General features: G+C 50.9%; 17 protein-coding genes. 7 read left to right on the top strand and 10 right to left on the bottom strand.

Annotated elements, in window-relative coordinates:
- Positions 1-55 precede the first annotated feature (55 nt).
- From truC to syd, 3 genes are all read right to left on the bottom strand, one after another.
- Complete coding sequence (truC, locus tag FEK66_RS25105) at positions 56-838, bottom strand: tRNA pseudouridine(65) synthase TruC (RefSeq protein WP_135495004.1); 783 nt, start codon at positions 836-838, stop codon at positions 56-58.
- Positions 838-1,167: a YqcC family protein gene (locus FEK66_RS25100; protein ID WP_130259351.1), complete on the bottom strand. Its 330-nt coding sequence runs from the start codon at positions 1,165-1,167 to the stop codon at positions 838-840. The genes truC and FEK66_RS25100 overlap by 1 nt, the downstream gene beginning before the upstream one ends.
- Before the next feature lie 622 nt (positions 1,168-1,789).
- Positions 1,790-2,335 carry a SecY-interacting protein gene (gene syd / locus FEK66_RS25095; RefSeq protein ID WP_135495005.1) on the bottom strand — a complete coding sequence of 182 codons (546 nt, stop codon included), beginning with the start codon at positions 2,333-2,335 and terminating at the stop codon, positions 1,790-1,792.
- A 67-nt stretch (positions 2,336-2,402) separates the two neighbouring features.
- On the opposite strand from syd, the gene queF reads away from it, so the two are divergent.
- The 5 genes from queF (at position 2,403) to xni (ending at position 9,038) form a co-directional block, all read left to right on the top strand.
- Positions 2,403-3,251, top strand: a complete 849-nt coding sequence (queF, locus tag FEK66_RS25090) for an NADPH-dependent 7-cyano-7-deazaguanine reductase QueF (protein WP_131162399.1) — start codon at positions 2,403-2,405, stop codon at positions 3,249-3,251.
- 111 nt (positions 3,252-3,362) lie between these two features.
- On the top strand, positions 3,363-4,727 hold the full coding sequence (gene ppnN / locus FEK66_RS25085; protein ID WP_130207698.1) for a nucleotide 5'-monophosphate nucleosidase PpnN: 1,365 nt from the start codon (positions 3,363-3,365) through the stop codon (positions 4,725-4,727).
- A gap of 557 nt (positions 4,728-5,284) precedes the next feature.
- Positions 5,285-6,574 (top strand): HAAAP family serine/threonine permease SdaC, encoded by a 1,290-nt coding sequence (sdaC, locus tag FEK66_RS25080; protein ID WP_064528228.1) that lies wholly within the window; start codon positions 5,285-5,287, stop codon positions 6,572-6,574.
- Between the two features lie 57 nt (positions 6,575-6,631).
- Positions 6,632-7,999, top strand: coding sequence for an L-serine ammonia-lyase II (gene sdaB, locus FEK66_RS25075; RefSeq protein WP_135495006.1), 1,368 nt, complete (start codon positions 6,632-6,634; stop codon positions 7,997-7,999).
- A 283-nt stretch (positions 8,000-8,282) separates the two neighbouring features.
- Positions 8,283-9,038 (top strand): flap endonuclease Xni, encoded by a 756-nt coding sequence (xni, locus tag FEK66_RS25070; protein ID WP_130207702.1) that lies wholly within the window; start codon positions 8,283-8,285, stop codon positions 9,036-9,038.
- A 53-nt stretch (positions 9,039-9,091) separates the two neighbouring features.
- Here the strand turns inward: xni and rlmM are convergent, their stop codons facing one another.
- The 4 genes from rlmM to FEK66_RS25050 form a co-directional block, all read right to left on the bottom strand.
- The gene (gene rlmM / locus FEK66_RS25065; protein WP_130214557.1) at positions 9,092-10,192 is read right to left on the bottom strand and encodes a 23S rRNA (cytidine(2498)-2'-O)-methyltransferase RlmM; all 1,101 of its coding nucleotides are present in this window, start codon (positions 10,190-10,192) and stop codon (positions 9,092-9,094) included.
- On the bottom strand, positions 10,185-10,580 hold the full coding sequence (locus tag FEK66_RS25060) for a DUF423 domain-containing protein (protein WP_135495007.1): 396 nt from the start codon (positions 10,578-10,580) through the stop codon (positions 10,185-10,187). Before FEK66_RS25060 ends, rlmM begins: the two co-directional genes overlap by 8 nt.
- An 18-nt stretch (positions 10,581-10,598) precedes the next feature.
- Positions 10,599-11,516 (bottom strand): glycine cleavage system transcriptional regulator GcvA, encoded by a 918-nt coding sequence (gcvA, locus tag FEK66_RS25055; protein WP_130207706.1) that lies wholly within the window; start codon positions 11,514-11,516, stop codon positions 10,599-10,601.
- Positions 11,517-11,866: 350 nt separating this feature from the next.
- Positions 11,867-12,094: a YgdI/YgdR family lipoprotein gene (locus FEK66_RS25050; protein WP_130207708.1), complete on the bottom strand. Its 228-nt coding sequence runs from the start codon at positions 12,092-12,094 to the stop codon at positions 11,867-11,869.
- Positions 12,095-12,285: 191 nt separating this feature from the next.
- On the opposite strand from FEK66_RS25050, the gene csdA reads away from it, so the two are divergent.
- Both csdA and csdE read left to right on the top strand, forming a co-directional pair.
- Positions 12,286-13,491, top strand: coding sequence for a cysteine desulfurase CsdA (gene csdA / locus FEK66_RS25045; protein WP_135495008.1), 1,206 nt, complete (start codon positions 12,286-12,288; stop codon positions 13,489-13,491).
- Positions 13,491-13,934: a cysteine desulfurase sulfur acceptor subunit CsdE gene (gene csdE, locus FEK66_RS25040; RefSeq protein WP_135495009.1), complete on the top strand. Its 444-nt coding sequence runs from the start codon at positions 13,491-13,493 to the stop codon at positions 13,932-13,934. The genes csdA and csdE overlap by 1 nt, the downstream gene beginning before the upstream one ends.
- Positions 13,935-13,990: 56 nt before the next feature.
- Here the strand turns inward: csdE and tcdA are convergent, their stop codons facing one another.
- From tcdA to FEK66_RS25835, 3 genes are all read right to left on the bottom strand, one after another.
- Complete coding sequence (tcdA, locus tag FEK66_RS25035) at positions 13,991-14,797, bottom strand: tRNA cyclic N6-threonylcarbamoyladenosine(37) synthase TcdA (RefSeq protein ID WP_135495010.1); 807 nt, start codon at positions 14,795-14,797, stop codon at positions 13,991-13,993.
- 238 nt (positions 14,798-15,035) lie between these two features.
- The gene (gene mltA / locus FEK66_RS25030; protein WP_130259363.1) at positions 15,036-16,133 is read right to left on the bottom strand and encodes a murein transglycosylase A; all 1,098 of its coding nucleotides are present in this window, start codon (positions 16,131-16,133) and stop codon (positions 15,036-15,038) included.
- Between the two features lie 11 nt (positions 16,134-16,144).
- Positions 16,145-16,357 (bottom strand): hypothetical protein (locus FEK66_RS25835; RefSeq protein WP_205712946.1); only part of this gene is annotated, 213 nt, incomplete at its 5' end.

Raw genomic sequence — 16,357 nt, 5'->3', positions numbered from 1 at the left:
CCGTACATGGTGCCTACAAAAATACCAATTTCCGCCATACCGTTTTCTCCCTGGATTAGGAACTTAACTCATCATCCTGACCCGATGGCGCGCTGAACTCAACCCTTTCATTTTCAGGAAGCAGACCGCGCCAGCCAAATTGTGATAATGCCCGCATCCAGGTGTCGTCCAGACCGGCGTGGATAGTCAGCGGCTCGCCAGTAAAAGGATGCGTCAGTGACAACTTACTGGCGTGCAACATTAACCGCTGGAGGCCAAAATGTTCAGCCGCGCTGCGATTCTGGCGCAAATCGCCATGTTTGCTGTCGCCAATAATCGGATGGCGCAAATGGGCAAGATGGCGACGAAGCTGATGTTTGCGTCCGGTTTTCGGCTCCAGTTCCACCAGACCGTAGCGTGTCGTCGGGTAACGCCCGGTCGCAACTGGCATTTCAACCGTCGCCAGACCGCGATAATGCGTCACTGCTGGCTGCGGGTCTTTATCTTCGCGGGCATACTTATCGGCGATTTTATCCATTTCTTCCACCAGCGGATAATCCAGCACCGCTTCTTCCATCAGCCAGCCACGCACAATCGCATGGTAACGTTTCTGGATTTGGTGCTGTTCAAACTGTTGCGCTAACAGCCGTCCGGCCTCGCTGGATAATCCCATCAGCAATACGCCGGAAGTCGGTCGGTCCAGCCGATGCGCGGTAAACACGTGCTGACCAATCTGGTCACGTACGGTTTGCATGACCACCACTTTTTCGTCGCGATCCAGCCAGCTGCGGTGAACCAGCCAGCCAGACGGTTTGTTAACCGCAACCAGCCATTCATCCTGGTAGAGTATTTCCAGCATCAGTTTGTATCATCCGCAAAAAGCGCATCCAGTTTTTCCAGCTCCGCCAGAATAAGCGCGCGCTGGGGGTGGTCCGTCGCCAGCGCCATTTCATAATACGGCGCCACGGCGAAAGCCCCTGGCAATGGCTGATTATTATCTAAGAGATCGTGCATTCGTGGGATCAGTACCCATTGCAACCATTCCAGTGGCTCCATCGTATCCATAAAGAAAGGTTGGGTACTGTTGAATTGATGCGGCTGCGGTCCATCGCTCCGCCAGTGCTGATGTTCACGCAGTAATGTTTCAAGCGCCTGCAACTGAAGACGAACGCGGTCATGAGTGGTCATAAAACAACCTCAAGAAGAAAAAACTGCCGCGAAGGATAGCAGGAATAAAAAAAGGGAGCACTGTATTCACAGTGCTCCCGGTTCGTTTCGCAGCATTCCAGCTACTTTTGTTGCTCCCTGCTCATCCTTGACAACTTTTCCTGTGGTCTTGCGACCAATCGTTCATCCTGAACTAATGCTTCCTGCTCACACCACCCCGATGTGATACTTCATCCTGAAGTGTCCCTGGCCATCCTGACCCACCGAATCATCCTGACCGGTTCTCATTCTCCGTCCTGGAGGTGTCCTTTAACGCATCCAGCGTTTTCCTCTTCGCTTCATCCAGAAGCCTTTCCCTGAAGCACCATCCTGGCGTGTCCTTTAGAAGTGTCATCATCCTGATGTTCACTTCGTTGTCTGACTCCCTGTCGACGAAGATAGAATCGTCTTTTTCGCTGAGTCTTACAAGGCGCTTACAGACAATGCCTTAAGGAAAATTTCATATGAAAGTTAAGAATCTTTCTTCAATGCATTGATTTAAAATAGAAATATCGATTCTTATCTTTTTAAGTATTCACTTACTTCCTGGCGATCTCCTACAGGGTCTGTAAGAGATCTCTCACAACTAGACGGGGTATTTGGATTACAGAAGAGGCTTAAGCTGCGTAAGGAATTCCGCAAGATTTGAGGCTAAATGCATACGATTCCGCGTCCCCAGCGTCTCTTTGCATACTTCGCCAGAGAGATTACACACCGAAATCACTTCCAGCTCCTCTTCCAGTGTGGCGATAAATAACGTGGGGGGCAGTTTCAGACGTTTCTGGGTAACCAGATGTCCAATCAGGTTTTCCTGCACCCGGCGGAAGTCATCTTCGCTCCAGGTTTGCAGTAATGTCAGTTTGATATCGCCAAACTGCGCATGCATATCCCCGGCAAACTGGGTCGTATAGAAGGTATGAATTGCGGGTTGTATCACAATATCAAACGCACGCTCAACCGCGTTTACATTTTGCTCACCGCTAAACGGCTGCGGTTGCCAGAACACAGCATCATTAGTGGTTGAAATAATGCACGGTGAAGGAACGCCATACAGCTCCTCGCTTAACGGCCAACTATTGTGCTGTTCGTGCCATGCATCACAGTAACGCGTGGTAAAATCTCTCAAGGCTTGTGCGGTCAATTCGTCCACTAATTTCTCTCTTCACTTAAACCAGATACACTTGTCGTTTAGTTTATCTGGTTTATGACGGTGAAACATGTCTTCTTATGCAAACCATCAGGCACTTGCGGGCCTGACTCTTGGAAAATCAACCGATTACCGGGATACCTATGACGCCAGCCTGCTACAAGGCGTTCCACGTAGTTTGAATCGCGATCCGCTGGGCCTGAAAGCAGATAATCTGCCTTTTCACGGTACGGATATCTGGACGCTATATGAACTTTCCTGGCTGAATGCGAAAGGTTTGCCGCAGGTTGCCGTGGGTCATGTTGAACTTGATTACACCAGCGTAAATCTCATTGAGTCGAAGAGTTTTAAGCTCTATCTCAACAGCTTTAACCAGACACGCTTTAACAATTGGGATGAAGTGCGCCAGACGCTGGAGCGCGACTTAAGCACTTGCGCCCAGGGTAACGTTAGCGTGGCGTTATATCGTCTTGATGAACTGGAAGGTCAGCCGGTGGGGCATTTCAATGGCACCTGCATTGATGACCAGGATATCGCTATCGATAACTATGAATTCACCACTGACTATCTTGAGAATGCCATCAGCGGCGAGAAAGTGGTGGAAGAAACACTCGTTAGCCACCTGCTGAAATCAAACTGCCTGATTACTCATCAACCAGACTGGGGATCTATCCAGATTCAGTATCGTGGACGCAAGATTGACAGGGAAAAACTGCTGCGTTATCTGGTTTCTTTCCGTCATCATAACGAGTTCCATGAACAGTGCGTAGAACGAATTTTTAATGATCTGTTACGCTTCTGCCAGCCAGAGAAATTAAGCGTTTACGCACGTTATACCCGTCGTGGCGGTCTGGACATAAACCCATGGCGCAGTAACTGTGATTTTGTCCCATCGACAACCCGTCTGGCACGGCAATAAAATTTTTCTCAATTTTGCGGGCTGGATTCACGCATAAGGTTGTGAAAGGTCATCAGGCAAGGCTATTGTAATCAAAGGGAATGACGATAATCGTCCCATAAGGAGTTTTTCTTGATTACACATATTAGCCCTCTTGGCTCCATGGATATGTTGTCGCAGTTGGAAGTGGACATGCTTAAACGCACTGCCAGCAGCGACCTCTATCAATTATTTCGCAACTGTTCACTCGCTGTTCTGAACTCCGGTAGCCTCACCGATAACAGCAAAGAATTGCTGTCCCGTTTTGAAAATTTCGACATTAACGTGCTACGCCGTGAACGCGGCGTTAAGTTAGAACTGATCAATCCCCCGGAAGAAGCTTTTGTCGATGGGCGTATCATTCGCTCCTTGCAGGCCAACTTGTTTGCCGTTCTGCGCGACATTCTCTTCGTCTATGGGCAAATCCATAACACCGTTCGTTTTCCAAATCTGAATCTCGACAACTCTGTTCATATTACCAACCTGGTCTTTTCTATCTTGCGCAATGCTCGCGCGCTGCACGTGGGCGAAGCGCCCAATATGGTGGTGTGCTGGGGCGGTCACTCCATCAACGAAAACGAGTATTTGTATGCCCGTCGCGTTGGTAATCAGTTGGGGCTGCGTGAGTTAAATATTTGCACTGGCTGTGGTCCAGGCGCGATGGAAGCGCCGATGAAAGGCGCAGCGGTTGGACACGCCCAACAGCGTTACAAAGACAGCCGTTTTATTGGTATGACTGAACCATCAATTATCGCCGCTGAACCGCCTAACCCGCTGGTTAACGAACTGATCATCATGCCGGATATCGAAAAACGTCTGGAAGCGTTTGTCCGTATCGCCCACGGCATCATTATCTTCCCTGGCGGTGTGGGTACAGCGGAAGAGCTACTGTATTTGCTGGGAATTTTAATGAATCCGGCCAACAAAGATCAGGTCTTGCCATTGATCCTCACCGGCCCGAAAGAGAGTGCTGATTACTTCCGCGTACTGGACGAGTTTGTCGTGCATACGTTGGGAGAAAACGCGCGCCGCCATTATCGCATCATCATTGATGACGCTGCAGAAGTAGCCCGTCAGATGAAAAAAGCGATGGCGCAGGTGAAAGAAAACCGTCGCGATACGGGCGATGCCTACAGCTTTAACTGGTCAATGCGCATTACGCCAGATTTGCAAATGCCGTTTGAGCCGTCTCACGAGAATATGGCTAATCTGAAGCTTTACCCGGACCAGCCAGTTGAAGTGCTGGCTGCCGACCTGCGTCGTGCATTTTCTGGCATTGTAGCCGGTAACGTAAAAGAAGTCGGCATTCGCGCCATTGAAGAGTTTGGGCCATACAAAATCAACGGTGATAAAGAGATCATGCGCCGTATGGACGACCTGCTTCAGGGGTTTGTTGCCCAACATCGTATGAAGTTACCAGGCTCTGCCTACATCCCTTGCTACGAAATCTGCACCTAATCCTCCCTTCCCCGGTAACGTTTGTTGCTGGGTTTTTCTCTTTTTTGGTCGCTCACTAATCAATCTATTTCATTTGTTATATGAATGTTTAAGTGCGTCATCATGTCATTAATATCACCACCTGTAATATGTCATACAATTTATGTTGCAACGCAAACGTTTCCCTTCATTTGAAGACCGCATTTTATCTCCGCAAAAAAGAAAATCTTGCAATCATTAACTAAAAGTATTGATTTTTGCAGTTCAACCTACATATATTGCGCGCCCCGGAAGAGGCCAGATGTCGTTAATCTGCCAAATATTGCCCTTAAATTCTCTTTTACTTTTGATTTACAGAGTAAAGCATTGGGATTATCTATCTTCCAAGTAGATTATTGTATTTGAGATCAAGATCACTGATAGATACATAACTTGTGTGTATCTTTCCGCCCTCAAATTATTACGGCGGAAAATGATTAAGCCATCGCCGATAGACAGATTTCATTTTTACGGCCAGGCACCTTCCCGGGCTGAACTGGCTAAAAGCTGAATTATTTGCATTCCTCCAGGAGAAATAGATGGAAACGACTCAAACCAGCACGATTGCGTCGAAAGACTCTCGCAGTGCCTGGCGCAAGACAGATACCATGTGGATGCTGGGCCTTTACGGCACGGCGATCGGCGCGGGCGTGCTGTTCCTGCCAATCAACGCCGGTGTTGGCGGTATGATCCCGCTGATCATCATGGCTATCCTTGCGTTCCCGATGACGTACTTTGCGCATCGTGGCCTGACTCGCTTCGTGCTGTCTGGTAAAAACCCAGGCGAAGACATCACCGAGGTAGTAGAAGAACACTTTGGTATTGGCGCAGGTAAACTGATTACCCTGCTTTACTTCTTCGCTATCTACCCGATTCTGCTGGTTTACAGCGTGGCAATCACCAACACGGTTGAAAGCTTCATGTCTCACCAGCTGGGTATGACGCCGCCGCCGCGTGCGATTCTGTCACTGATCCTGATCGTGGGTATGATGACCATCGTTCGCTTCGGTGAGCAAATGATCGTTAAGGCGATGAGTATTCTGGTATTCCCGTTTGTTGGCGTACTGATGCTGCTGGCTCTGTACCTGATCCCGCAGTGGAACGGCGCAGCACTGGAAACTCTGTCTCTGGACACAGCATCTGCAACCGGAAACGGTCTGTGGATGACCCTGTGGCTGGCAATTCCGGTAATGGTGTTCTCGTTCAACCACTCTCCGATCATCTCTTCTTTCGCCGTTGCGAAGCGTGAAGAGTACGGCGATATGGCAGAACAGAAATGCTCGAAGATCCTGGCATTCGCTCACATCATGATGGTGCTGACCGTAATGTTCTTCGTATTCAGCTGTGTACTGAGCCTGACTCCGGCAGACCTGGCTGCGGCTAAAGAGCAGAACATCTCGATTCTGTCTTACCTGGCTAACCACTTTAACGCGCCGATCATCGCGTGGATGGCTCCGATTATCGCGATTATCGCTATCACCAAATCCTTCCTGGGCCACTACCTGGGCGCACGTGAAGGCTTCAACGGTATGGTGATCAAATCACTGCGTGGTAAAGGTAAGTCTATCGAAATCAACAAGCTGAACCGTATCACTGCGCTGTTCATGCTGGTAACGACCTGGATTGTTGCCACCCTGAACCCGAGCATCCTGGGTATGATTGAAACCCTGGGCGGCCCAATCATCGCGATGATCCTGTTCCTGATGCCGATGTACGCCATTCAGAAAGTACCGGCAATGCGTAAATACAGCGGTCACATCAGCAACGTATTCGTTGTCGTGATGGGTCTGATTGCAATCTCCGCAATCTTCTACTCTCTGTTCAGCTAAGTCCTTTCGCGCCGCTTTCGGGCGGCGCTTCCTCCGTTTTAACGCGATGTATTTCCTATGATTAGCGTATTCGATATTTTCAAAATCGGCATTGGCCCTTCCAGTTCTCATACCGTTGGACCAATGAAAGCGGGTAAACAATTTACCGACGATCTGATTGCCCGTAACCTGCTTAAAGACGTGACCCGCGTGGTGGTTGACGTCTATGGTTCGCTCTCTCTGACCGGCAAAGGGCACCACACTGATATCGCCATTATTATGGGCCTGGCAGGGAATCTGCCGGATACCGTGGATATCGATTCCATCCCTGGTTTTATTCAGGATGTGAATACTCTCGGTCGCCTGATGCTGGCAAACGGTCAGCACGAAGTCGAGTTTCCGGTTGATGAATGCATGAACTTCCATGCCGATAACCTTTCTCTGCATGAGAACGGCATGCGCATTACCGCGCTGGCGGGCGATAAAGTTGTTTACAGCCAGACGTATTACTCCATCGGCGGCGGCTTTATCGTTGATGAAGAGCATTTTGGCCAGCAGGATAGCGCACCGGTTGAAGTTCCGTATCCTTACAGTTCAGCAGCCGACCTGCAAAAACATTGCCAGGAAACCGGGCTGTCACTCTCTGGTCTGATGATGAAAAACGAGCTGGCGCTGCACAGCAAAGAAGAGCTGGAACAGCACCTGGCGAACGTCTGGGAAGTGATGCGTGGCGGTATTGAACGCGGTATTTCCACCGAAGGTGTGCTGCCGGGCAAACTGCGTGTTCCACGTCGCGCCGCGGCACTGCGCCGGATGCTGGTCAGCCAGGATAAAACCACCACTGACCCGATGGCGGTTGTTGACTGGATCAACATGTTCGCACTGGCAGTGAACGAAGAGAACGCTGCGGGCGGTCGTGTGGTGACTGCGCCGACTAACGGTGCATGCGGGATTATCCCGGCAGTGCTGGCGTACTACGACAAGTTTATCCGCGAAGTGAACGCTAACTCACTGGCTCGTTACCTGCTGGTAGCCAGCGCCATTGGTTCTCTTTATAAGATGAACGCGTCGATTTCTGGTGCCGAAGTGGGTTGCCAGGGTGAAGTTGGCGTGGCGTGCTCAATGGCGGCGGCGGGTCTGGCAGAACTGTTAGGCGCAAGCCCGGCGCAGGTGTGCATCGCGGCGGAAATCGCTATGGAGCATAACCTCGGCCTGACGTGTGACCCGGTTGCTGGACAGGTTCAGGTACCGTGCATTGAGCGTAACGCCATTGCGGCAGTGAAAGCGGTGAACGCCGCGCGTATGGCACTGCGCCGTACCAGCGAACCGCGCGTCTGCCTCGATAAAGTTATCGAAACCATGTACGAAACAGGTAAAGACATGAACGCCAAGTACCGCGAAACATCTCGCGGCGGCCTGGCAATGAAGATCGTTGCCTGCGATTAATCGCTCTCCAGAGGCCTCGTTTTGCGAGGCCTCACATTGTTGAGAATGTACCTGTTGTTTATGTCGGATGCGGCGTAAACACCTTATCCGACCTTTAAAACAGCGCAAATTCAATAGATTGCGATTCTTTTGTAGGCATGATAAGCGCAGCGCATCAGGCAATTTGGCGTTGTCATCAATATCAGATCTCGTTTTGCGAGCCCTCTTCCTGTTTTCTCATCCAGCCATAGCCTGTTCCGGCATCGAATGTTACCCTTATCGCCTGATCTTTAAGGGGGTTATCGTGGCTGTTCATTTGCTTATTGTCGATGCACTGAATCTTATTCGTCGCATTCATGCCGTGCAGGGTTCACCCTGCGTGGAAACCTGTCAGCACGCCCTTGATCAACTTATTATGCACAGCCAGCCGACCCACGCCGTCGCCGTTTTTGATGATGAAAACCGCAGTAGCGGCTGGCGTCATCAGCGCCTGCCTGATTACAAAGCGGGTCGCCCGCCAATGCCGGAAGAGTTGCACAACGAGATGCCCGCGTTACGCGCAGCCTTTGAGCAACGCGGTGTCCCGTGCTGGTCAGCCAGCGGCAACGAAGCCGATGACTTAGCCGCCACGCTGGCGGTCAAAGTGACCCAGGCGGGGCATCAGGCAACCATCGTTTCGACAGATAAAGGCTACTGTCAGCTACTTTCACCTACATTACGTATTCGCGATTACTTCCAGAAACGCTGGCTGGATGCACCGTTTATCGATAAAGAATTTGGCGTTCAACCGCAGCAATTGCCCGATTACTGGGGGCTGGCGGGGATCAGTAGTTCAAAGGTGCCAGGCGTTGCGGGAATTGGGCCCAAAAGCGCCACGCAGTTGCTGGTCGAGTTTCAGAGTCTGGAAGGGATCTATGAGAATCTGGAAGTGGTTGCCGAAAAGTGGCGCAAGAAATTAGAAGCCCATAAAGAGATGGCGTTCCTGTGCCGTGATATCGCCCGCTTACAGACTGATTTGCATATCGACGGCAATTTACAGCAGCTAAGACTTAAACGCTGATAAACCAATGCCGGGAGCAGACAGTTATAGCTTCCGGCACACGGAGTCAGCGATTAGCGCTCGTCGCGACGACCACCTACCGCAGCCCAGATGCGACGGACATGCACCGTCACTTCTTCGCGATCGTGATACAACTGACGCGCCTGAATCTGGGCGTTAATGCCATGTTCATCAAGCTGTGCCTGAATGTACGCCAGATTGTGTGACACTTCTTCGTAGCGTTTTTTCATCGGCAATTTAAGGTTGAAGATAGTTTCACGACACCAGCCATTAACCAGCCACTGCGCCATCAATGCCGCGACCTTCGCCGGTTTTTCCACCATGTCACACACCATCCAGGAGATATTGCTGCGTGTCGGACGGAATTTGAAACCGTCTTCCCGCAGCCACGTCACCTGTCCGGTATCCATCAGGCTTTGCGCCATCGGGCCGTTATCAACGGAGTAAACCCACATGTTGCGCTTCACCAGTTGGTAGGTCCAGCCGCCCGGGCAAGCGCCCAAATCCACCGCCCACATCCCGTTCGCCAGGCGTTCATCCCATTCATCCGCAGGAATAAACACATGAAATGCCTCTTCCAGCTTGAGCGTGGAACGACTTGGCGCATCTGCCGGAAACTTCAGGCGCGGAATGCCCATATAGAACGGCGAGTTATTATTGCTGTAGGAGTAGCCGGTATAACAGCAGCCTGGCGCGATAAAGAACACATGCACCACTGGACGCTTCGGCGTTTCATAGCTCGCCAGGACGCCCGCATCACGCAAGGCAGCCCGTAACGGTACAGTAAATTTGCGGCAGAATTTCAGTAACTCTTTACTTTCGTTGGTGTCCGCGACTTCAACACGCAGTTCGCCACCCTTCTCTACCACCCCCTGCAACATGCCAACTATTGGCGTAATGCGGTCTTCCTGCGGCAAATGCTGGAGCAGTTCCCCCACCACAAACCACTGGCGGGCAAAAATTAATGAACTAAATGGCAGTTCACGGATTAACTTATCGCCATCTTCCGCTTGATAACATTCATAAATCACATAACCCGCATTCTCTTTTACACGGGCAAAACCGAATATTTCCCGCTGCCCGGCTTTATCGGTAATTTCTGCGGCGCACTCTTTTTCAAAGCCCGGACGGCACAACAATACAACTTTATTCATGACTTACGCCCTTGCGCTTTAAACGGATAGCACCAACTAACATTAACGCCCAGCCCGCGAGAAAACTCACACCGCCGACCGGAGTGACAAACGCCCACAAACGCAGATGAGACAGCGCCAGGCAATAAAGGCTGCCGCTGAACAGCACCGTACCTAGCGCCAGAAAGACACTACTCCAGTAAAACCAGATACTGATGCGACGTTGCATTGCCACCGCCAGACCTAAAATTGCCAGCGTATGAAATGCCTGGTATTCGAGGCCGGTCTGGATCCAGCCCATTTCAACGGCGCCCACGGTTTTACTTAAAACATGCGCACCAAAAGCACCCAGAGCGACAAAAATGAAGCCGCTAATGGCGGCGAAAATCAGCATAAAACGGCTGGTCATGGTCGTACCCTACATAAATTATTGTTCATAACGAAAGCGGAATTTTTCTTGTTCAGCAGCGGCTTTCGCCAGGATCCATTGGCGAAAGGCGGCTATTTTACCCAGTTCTGCCTGGCTGTCATGACATACCAGATAAAAAGCATTTTTACTGACCAATACGTCATTAAACGGGCAAACAAGGCGTCCGGCCTCGATTTCAGATTGCGCCATCACGTTATTTGCCAGCGCCACCCCCTGCCCGTGAATGGCGGCTTGTAGCACCATGGCGCTATGGCTGAAGATAGGCCCTTGCTGAACGTTAATATGAGTCAGCCCCAACTGGCGGGTATATGTCTGCCAGTCTCGCCGGGATGCATCGTGTAATAACGTATGTTTAGCCAGATCTTCCGGCGTCTTCAAGGATTTCTCACCGGTTAATAGTAAAGGCGAACACACTGGCAACAGGTATTCGGCGTAAAGCTTTTCCACCCGCAGCCCCGGCCAGTTGCCTCGGCCATAAAATATCGCCACATCGACATCATCCGCCAGTTTATCTTCCTGTCGGTCGACCGCCTGGATTCGAACGTCGATTCCCGGATAAGCTGAATTAAAGCTGGAAAGTCGCGGTACCAGCCAGTGGATGGCAAAACTGGGGAGTAAGCTAACCGTCAATGCCCCTTTGGCGCTACGGGCCTGGAGTTTACGCGTCGCTTCGGTTAATTGCGAAAATATCTCTTTGATATCGAGAAAATAGCTTTGCCCTTCCTCGGTCAATAGAAGTGAACGATTACGGCGGCGGAACAGTTTTAGCCCCAAAAAATCCTCAAGGGACTTGATTTGATGACTTACTGCGGCCTGGGTCACAAAAAGCTCTTCTGCTGCACGCGTGAAGCTTAAATGGCGGGCTGCGGCATCAAAAACTCGTAAGGCATTTAGCGGTGGTAATCGTTTAGACATGGCTTTTAAACTTTGATGTTAAATGAATTTAACAATTAGATCACACTGTGTAACCTATTAGTTTTTTTAATCTGAGCCATTATAAATTGTCCGTTGAGCTTCTACCAGCAAATACCTATAGTGGCGGCACTTCCTGAGCCGGAACGAAAAGTTTTATCGGAATGCGTGTTCTGGTGAACTTTTGGCTTACGGTTGTGATGTTGTGTTGTTGTGTTTGCAATTGGTCTGCGATTCAGACCATGGTAGCAAAGCTACCTTTTTTCACTTCCTGTACATTTACCCTGTCTGTCCATAGTGATTAATGTAGCACCGCCTAATTGCGGTGCTTTTTTTTACCTTGCGATCGCGAATTACTGATCCAGTTCGACCATCTCTTTCACGTCGGTACGGTTGATCTGCTGTTTGTTGCCATTAGCGTCTTTATAAGAAATCATACCGGTTTCATCATCCGTCATCGGTTTACCATCAGATACAATGGTACGTCCGTCGTTGGTGTGCATCACATAGTTCGAACCGGAGCAGGCGCTAAGGGCAAAAGTCAGCATACAGGCAGAGATAATGGCGGCAGTCTTTTTCATCTTCTTCTCCTTAAAGCGATTACTAAATCTTAATAATATTGATTAACAGGCTAAAATTAACGCCTAACACTATTCAGCATATGTTACTGACGCGGCTTCGACAGGATATCCAGACGATTCCGATGGTTAGCACTCACCTTGTTTCAAAGTGAATTTTGCGTCACGATCGGCGAATCAAGCCGAGGAGTCTCATGAACGTTTTTAATCCCGCGCAATTTCGCGCCCAGTTTCCCGCGCTACAGGATGCGGGCGTTTATCTCGATAGTGCAGCGACCGCACTCAAACCCGAAGCTGTGGTTGAAGCAACCCGGCAGTTCTATAGCCTGAGCGCCGGAAACGTCCATCGCAGCCAGTTTGCCGAAGCCCAACGCCTGACCGCACGTTATGAAGCTGCACGGGAAAAAGTAGCGCAATTGCTAAATGCACCGGATGATAAAACTATCGTCTGGACGCGCGGCACCACCGAATCCATCAACATGGTGGCACAATGCTATGCCCGTCCGCGTCTGCAACCGGGCGATGAGATTATTGTCAGCGTGGCAGAGCATCACGCTAACCTCGTTCCCTGGCTAATGGTTGCCCAACAAACCGGAGCCAAAGTAGTGAAACTGCCGCTTAATGCGCAGCGGTTGCCGGATGTCGATTTATTGCCGGAGTTAATTACTCCCCGTAGTCGAATTCTGGCGTTGGGCCAGATGTCGAACGTCACTGGCGGTTGCCCGGATCTGGCGCGAGCGATTACCTTTGCTCATTCAGCCGGGATGGTGGTGATGGTTGATGGTGCTCAGGGCGCAGTGCATTTCCCTGCCGATGTTCAGCAACTGGATATCGATTTCTATGCTTTCTCTGGTCACAAACTGTATGGCCCGACGGGTATCGGCGTGCTTTACGGCAAACCAGAACTGCTGGAAGCGATGGCACCCTGGCTGGGCGGCGGCAAAATGATTCACGAAGTGAGTTTTGACGGCTTCACTACTCAATCCGCGCCGTGGAAACTGGAAGCCGGAACGCCAAATGTCGCTGGTGTCATAGGATTAAGCGCGGCGCTGGAATGGCTGGCCGATTATGATATCGACCAGGCAGAAAGCTGGAGCCGTAGCCTGGCGACGCTTGCAGAAGACGCTCTGGCAAAACGTCCAGGCTTTCGTTCATTCCGCTGTCAGGACTCCAGCCTGCTGGCCTTTGATTTCGCGGGTGTTCATCACAGCGATATGGTGACGCTACTGGCGGAATATGGTATTGCCCTGCGCGCCGGGCAGCACTGTGCTCAACCGCTGTTGGCAGAATTAGGCGTAACCGGCACTCTGCGCGCCTCTTTTGCGCCATATAATACAAAGAGTGATGTGGATGCGCTGGTGAATGCCGTTGACCGCGCGCTGGAATTATTGGTGGATTAATGACGAACCCGCAACTCGCCGGACATCCGTTCGGCACAACCGTTACCGTAGAGACGTTACGCGATACTTTCGCGCCATTGACGCAATGGGAAGACAAATATCGCCAGCTGATTATGTTGGGGAAACAGCTTCCTGCGTTGCCAGACGAATTAAAAGCACAGGCCAAAGAAATTGCCGGATGTGAAAACCGCGTCTGGCTTGGATTTAACGTCGCAGAAAACGGCAGGATGCATTTCTTTGGTGATAGCGAAGGGCGCATTGTGCGCGGTCTGCTGGCCGTATTGCTGACTGCCGTTGAGGGCAAAACTGCCGCCGAGTTACAAGCACTGTCGCCGCTGGCATTGTTTGATGAGCTGGGATTGCGTGCGCAACTTAGCGCCTCTCGCAGTCAGGGGTTGAATGCGTTAAGCGAGGCAATTCTCGCCGCGGCGAAACAACCTTGATGTTACACAGTTTCTGGTCGGATAAGACACACCAGACGTCGCATCCGACCTAATGTTTACCCCTGACGCGCCGCTTTCGCCATCATCTTCTTCAGCGCATGAGAAACCGCAACAAACCCAAAGGTGGCGGTTACCATCGTCGCAGCGCCAAATCCAGATGCGCAATCCATCCGCTTTGGCCCTTCCGCCGTGGCTTTCATTGCACAAACCGTGCCGTCTGACTGCGGGTACACCAGTGCTTCGGTAGAGAACACGCAATCCACGCCGAGCTTACCTTTACTGTTTTTCACCACGCCGAAATCGCTTTTCAGGCGCTCGCGCAGCTTCGCCGCCAGCGGATCCTGAATCGTCTTCGCCAGATCGGTAACCTGAATCTGCGTCGGATCAATCTGCCCACCAGCGCCACCGGTCGTGACTAGCGGGATTTTATTGCGCCGACAATAAGCAATCAGCGCCGCTTTGGGTCGCACGCTATCAATGGCATCAATTACATACGAATAACCTGCACTCATGTATTGCGCTACGTTATCCGGCGTCACGAAGTCATCTACTACTGTTACACGGCACTCAGGGTTAATCTGGCGAATGCGATCCGCCATTACTTCCGCTTTTGCCAGCCCGACGTTATCGCGCAGCGCGTGAATTTGCCGATTGGTATTGGTGACACACACATCATCCATATCGATAAGCGTGATTGCGCCAATCCCCGTGCGCGCCAGCGCTTCCGCAGCCCAGGAACCGACACCGCCAATACCCACCACACAAATATGCGCGTCAGCAAACAGTTGCAACGCTTTTTCACCATACAGACGCGCTGTGCCACCAAAACGCTGACGCCATGCATCACTAATTACAACAGACATAGCACCTCAGAATTAAAAAGGGCGAGGTTATCCCTCACCCTAAACGCATAAATGCCTGATGCGCTACGCTTATCAGGCCTACATAACTCCTGCAATATATTGAATTTGCATGATTTGTAGGCCGGATAAGGCGTTCACGCCGCATCCGGCATGAACAACGCGCACTTAGTCAACAATCAGGAGGTGAGATTATCCCTCACCCTGCCTTATCCGTAAAAACGGCATACAGAATATCACATCAGCCGCTAAAGACGTTACCTGCGCCCGGGGCGGTTTTCAGCACCCAGACACGTCCATAGTGGTTGTACCAACCTGCGCGATGTCCGGCTTCAGGTCCAATCCCCTGGTAGATATCGAAGTGTTGGCCTTTGATTGCACCACCGACATCTAACGCCACCATCAAACGCAGTTCGTACTGACCGTTAAATTTGCCGTTATTATCCAGCAGCGGCACTTCTGCCAGCAAGGTTGTACCTGGCGGGATAATGGAACGATCGGAGGCAACTGAAGCGCGACCAACCAGCGGCACCGCACTTGCCCCTTTCACCGGTGCAAAAGACTGCGGTTTAAAGAAGACGAAAGACGGGTTCTGTTCCAGCAGCTCGCGAACTTCGGCTTCACTGTGTGTTTCACCCCAGTGACGAATCGCCTGCATCGACATATCTTCTTTTTTCACTTCGCCACGGTCGATCAACACCTTGCCAATACTGCGATAGGCATGACCATTCTTTCCGGCATAGCTGAAGAAGTTAAGCGGACTGCCATCACCAAAGTCGATATACCCACTACCCTGCACATCCATAATGAAGTTATCCATCAGAGAGTTGCTGTAAGCGAGGATGTATTTATCGCTCAATGCTCCCGCGTAGATCTCCGCGCGAGACGGCAAACGCCCACGTTTTGGCGGCATTCGATAAATAGGATACTGGAACTCGCCCTGACGAGTATGGCGCGCCTGAATCACCGGCGTGTAATAGCCCGTAAACTGTACGTTACCGTAATTATCCGTACCTTCCATCTGCCAGGCGTCAATGCCGAATTGGCGCATATTGCGGGTATCACCGCCTGCACGCAGCCACTCCTGCACGGCGTTATAAACGCTACTCTGGTTGCCATACAGACGCGGCGACGCGTTGCGGATATGGTTAATTTGTTCGGCAAAATCACCGGCGTTAATCGGCGCGCCAACAGCATCTGGTTGGTTCACCAGAGAGAAAGGCTGGGTAAATTTCCCGTCTTTATATTGCTGTCCGCGATCGGTTGGTTTGGAGGAGCAGGCGGCCAGTATCGTCACAACCGCGCCCATAAGAAGGTACTTTACCCAACGTCCTTTCATTGTTCTCTTCTTCAGGTTAAAAAATAAGGCGTTAATGAAGATAACAAACCGTCGCCTTTAATGAAATCCGTAGTATTCCCTGATGCAAATTTTGTACAAAAAATAGACTTCAATGCTTTGTTTTTGTTCAAAATCATGCCAAATCCGTGATCAGAGTAAAAAAAAGGTTGCATGAAAACGCGAGCGGAGTATAGTGCGCATCCACGGACGCGGGGTGGAGCAGC

It is taken from the genome of Escherichia sp. E1130, from assembly GCF_005781065.1.
Taxonomy (GTDB): Bacteria; Pseudomonadota; Gammaproteobacteria; order Enterobacterales; family Enterobacteriaceae; genus Escherichia.
The sequence above is the reverse complement of the archived record's forward strand: the minus strand, read 5'-3'. Positions and strand labels throughout refer to the sequence as shown.

What these genes read in the sequence shown, in the direction of transcription:
- FEK66_RS25060 (WP_135495007.1), bottom strand. Translation starts at nt 10,580, where the DNA reads ATGACCAGCCGTTTTATGCTGATTTTCGCCGCCATTAGCGGCTTCATT.
- FEK66_RS25100 (WP_130259351.1), bottom strand. Translation starts at nt 1,167, where the DNA reads ATGACCACTCATGACCGCGTTCGTCTTCAGTTGCAGGCGCTTGAAACA.
- sdaB (WP_135495006.1), top strand. Translation starts at nt 6,632, where the DNA reads ATGATTAGCGTATTCGATATTTTCAAAATCGGCATTGGCCCTTCCAGT.
- FEK66_RS25050 (WP_130207708.1), bottom strand. Translation starts at nt 12,094, where the DNA reads ATGAAAAAGACTGCCGCCATTATCTCTGCCTGTATGCTGACTTTTGCC.
- tcdA (WP_135495010.1), bottom strand. Translation starts at nt 14,797, where the DNA reads ATGTCTGTTGTAATTAGTGATGCATGGCGTCAGCGTTTTGGTGGCACA.
- csdE (WP_135495009.1), top strand. Translation starts at nt 13,491, where the DNA reads ATGACGAACCCGCAACTCGCCGGACATCCGTTCGGCACAACCGTTACC.
- queF (WP_131162399.1), top strand. Translation starts at nt 2,403, where the DNA reads ATGTCTTCTTATGCAAACCATCAGGCACTTGCGGGCCTGACTCTTGGA.
- truC (WP_135495004.1), bottom strand. Translation starts at nt 838, where the DNA reads ATGCTGGAAATACTCTACCAGGATGAATGGCTGGTTGCGGTTAACAAA.
- mltA (WP_130259363.1), bottom strand. Translation starts at nt 16,133, where the DNA reads ATGAAAGGACGTTGGGTAAAGTACCTTCTTATGGGCGCGGTTGTGACG.
- sdaC (WP_064528228.1), top strand. Translation starts at nt 5,285, where the DNA reads ATGGAAACGACTCAAACCAGCACGATTGCGTCGAAAGACTCTCGCAGT.
- gcvA (WP_130207706.1), bottom strand. Translation starts at nt 11,516, where the DNA reads ATGTCTAAACGATTACCACCGCTAAATGCCTTACGAGTTTTTGATGCC.
- csdA (WP_135495008.1), top strand. Translation starts at nt 12,286, where the DNA reads ATGAACGTTTTTAATCCCGCGCAATTTCGCGCCCAGTTTCCCGCGCTA.
- rlmM (WP_130214557.1), bottom strand. Translation starts at nt 10,192, where the DNA reads ATGAATAAAGTTGTATTGTTGTGCCGTCCGGGCTTTGAAAAAGAGTGC.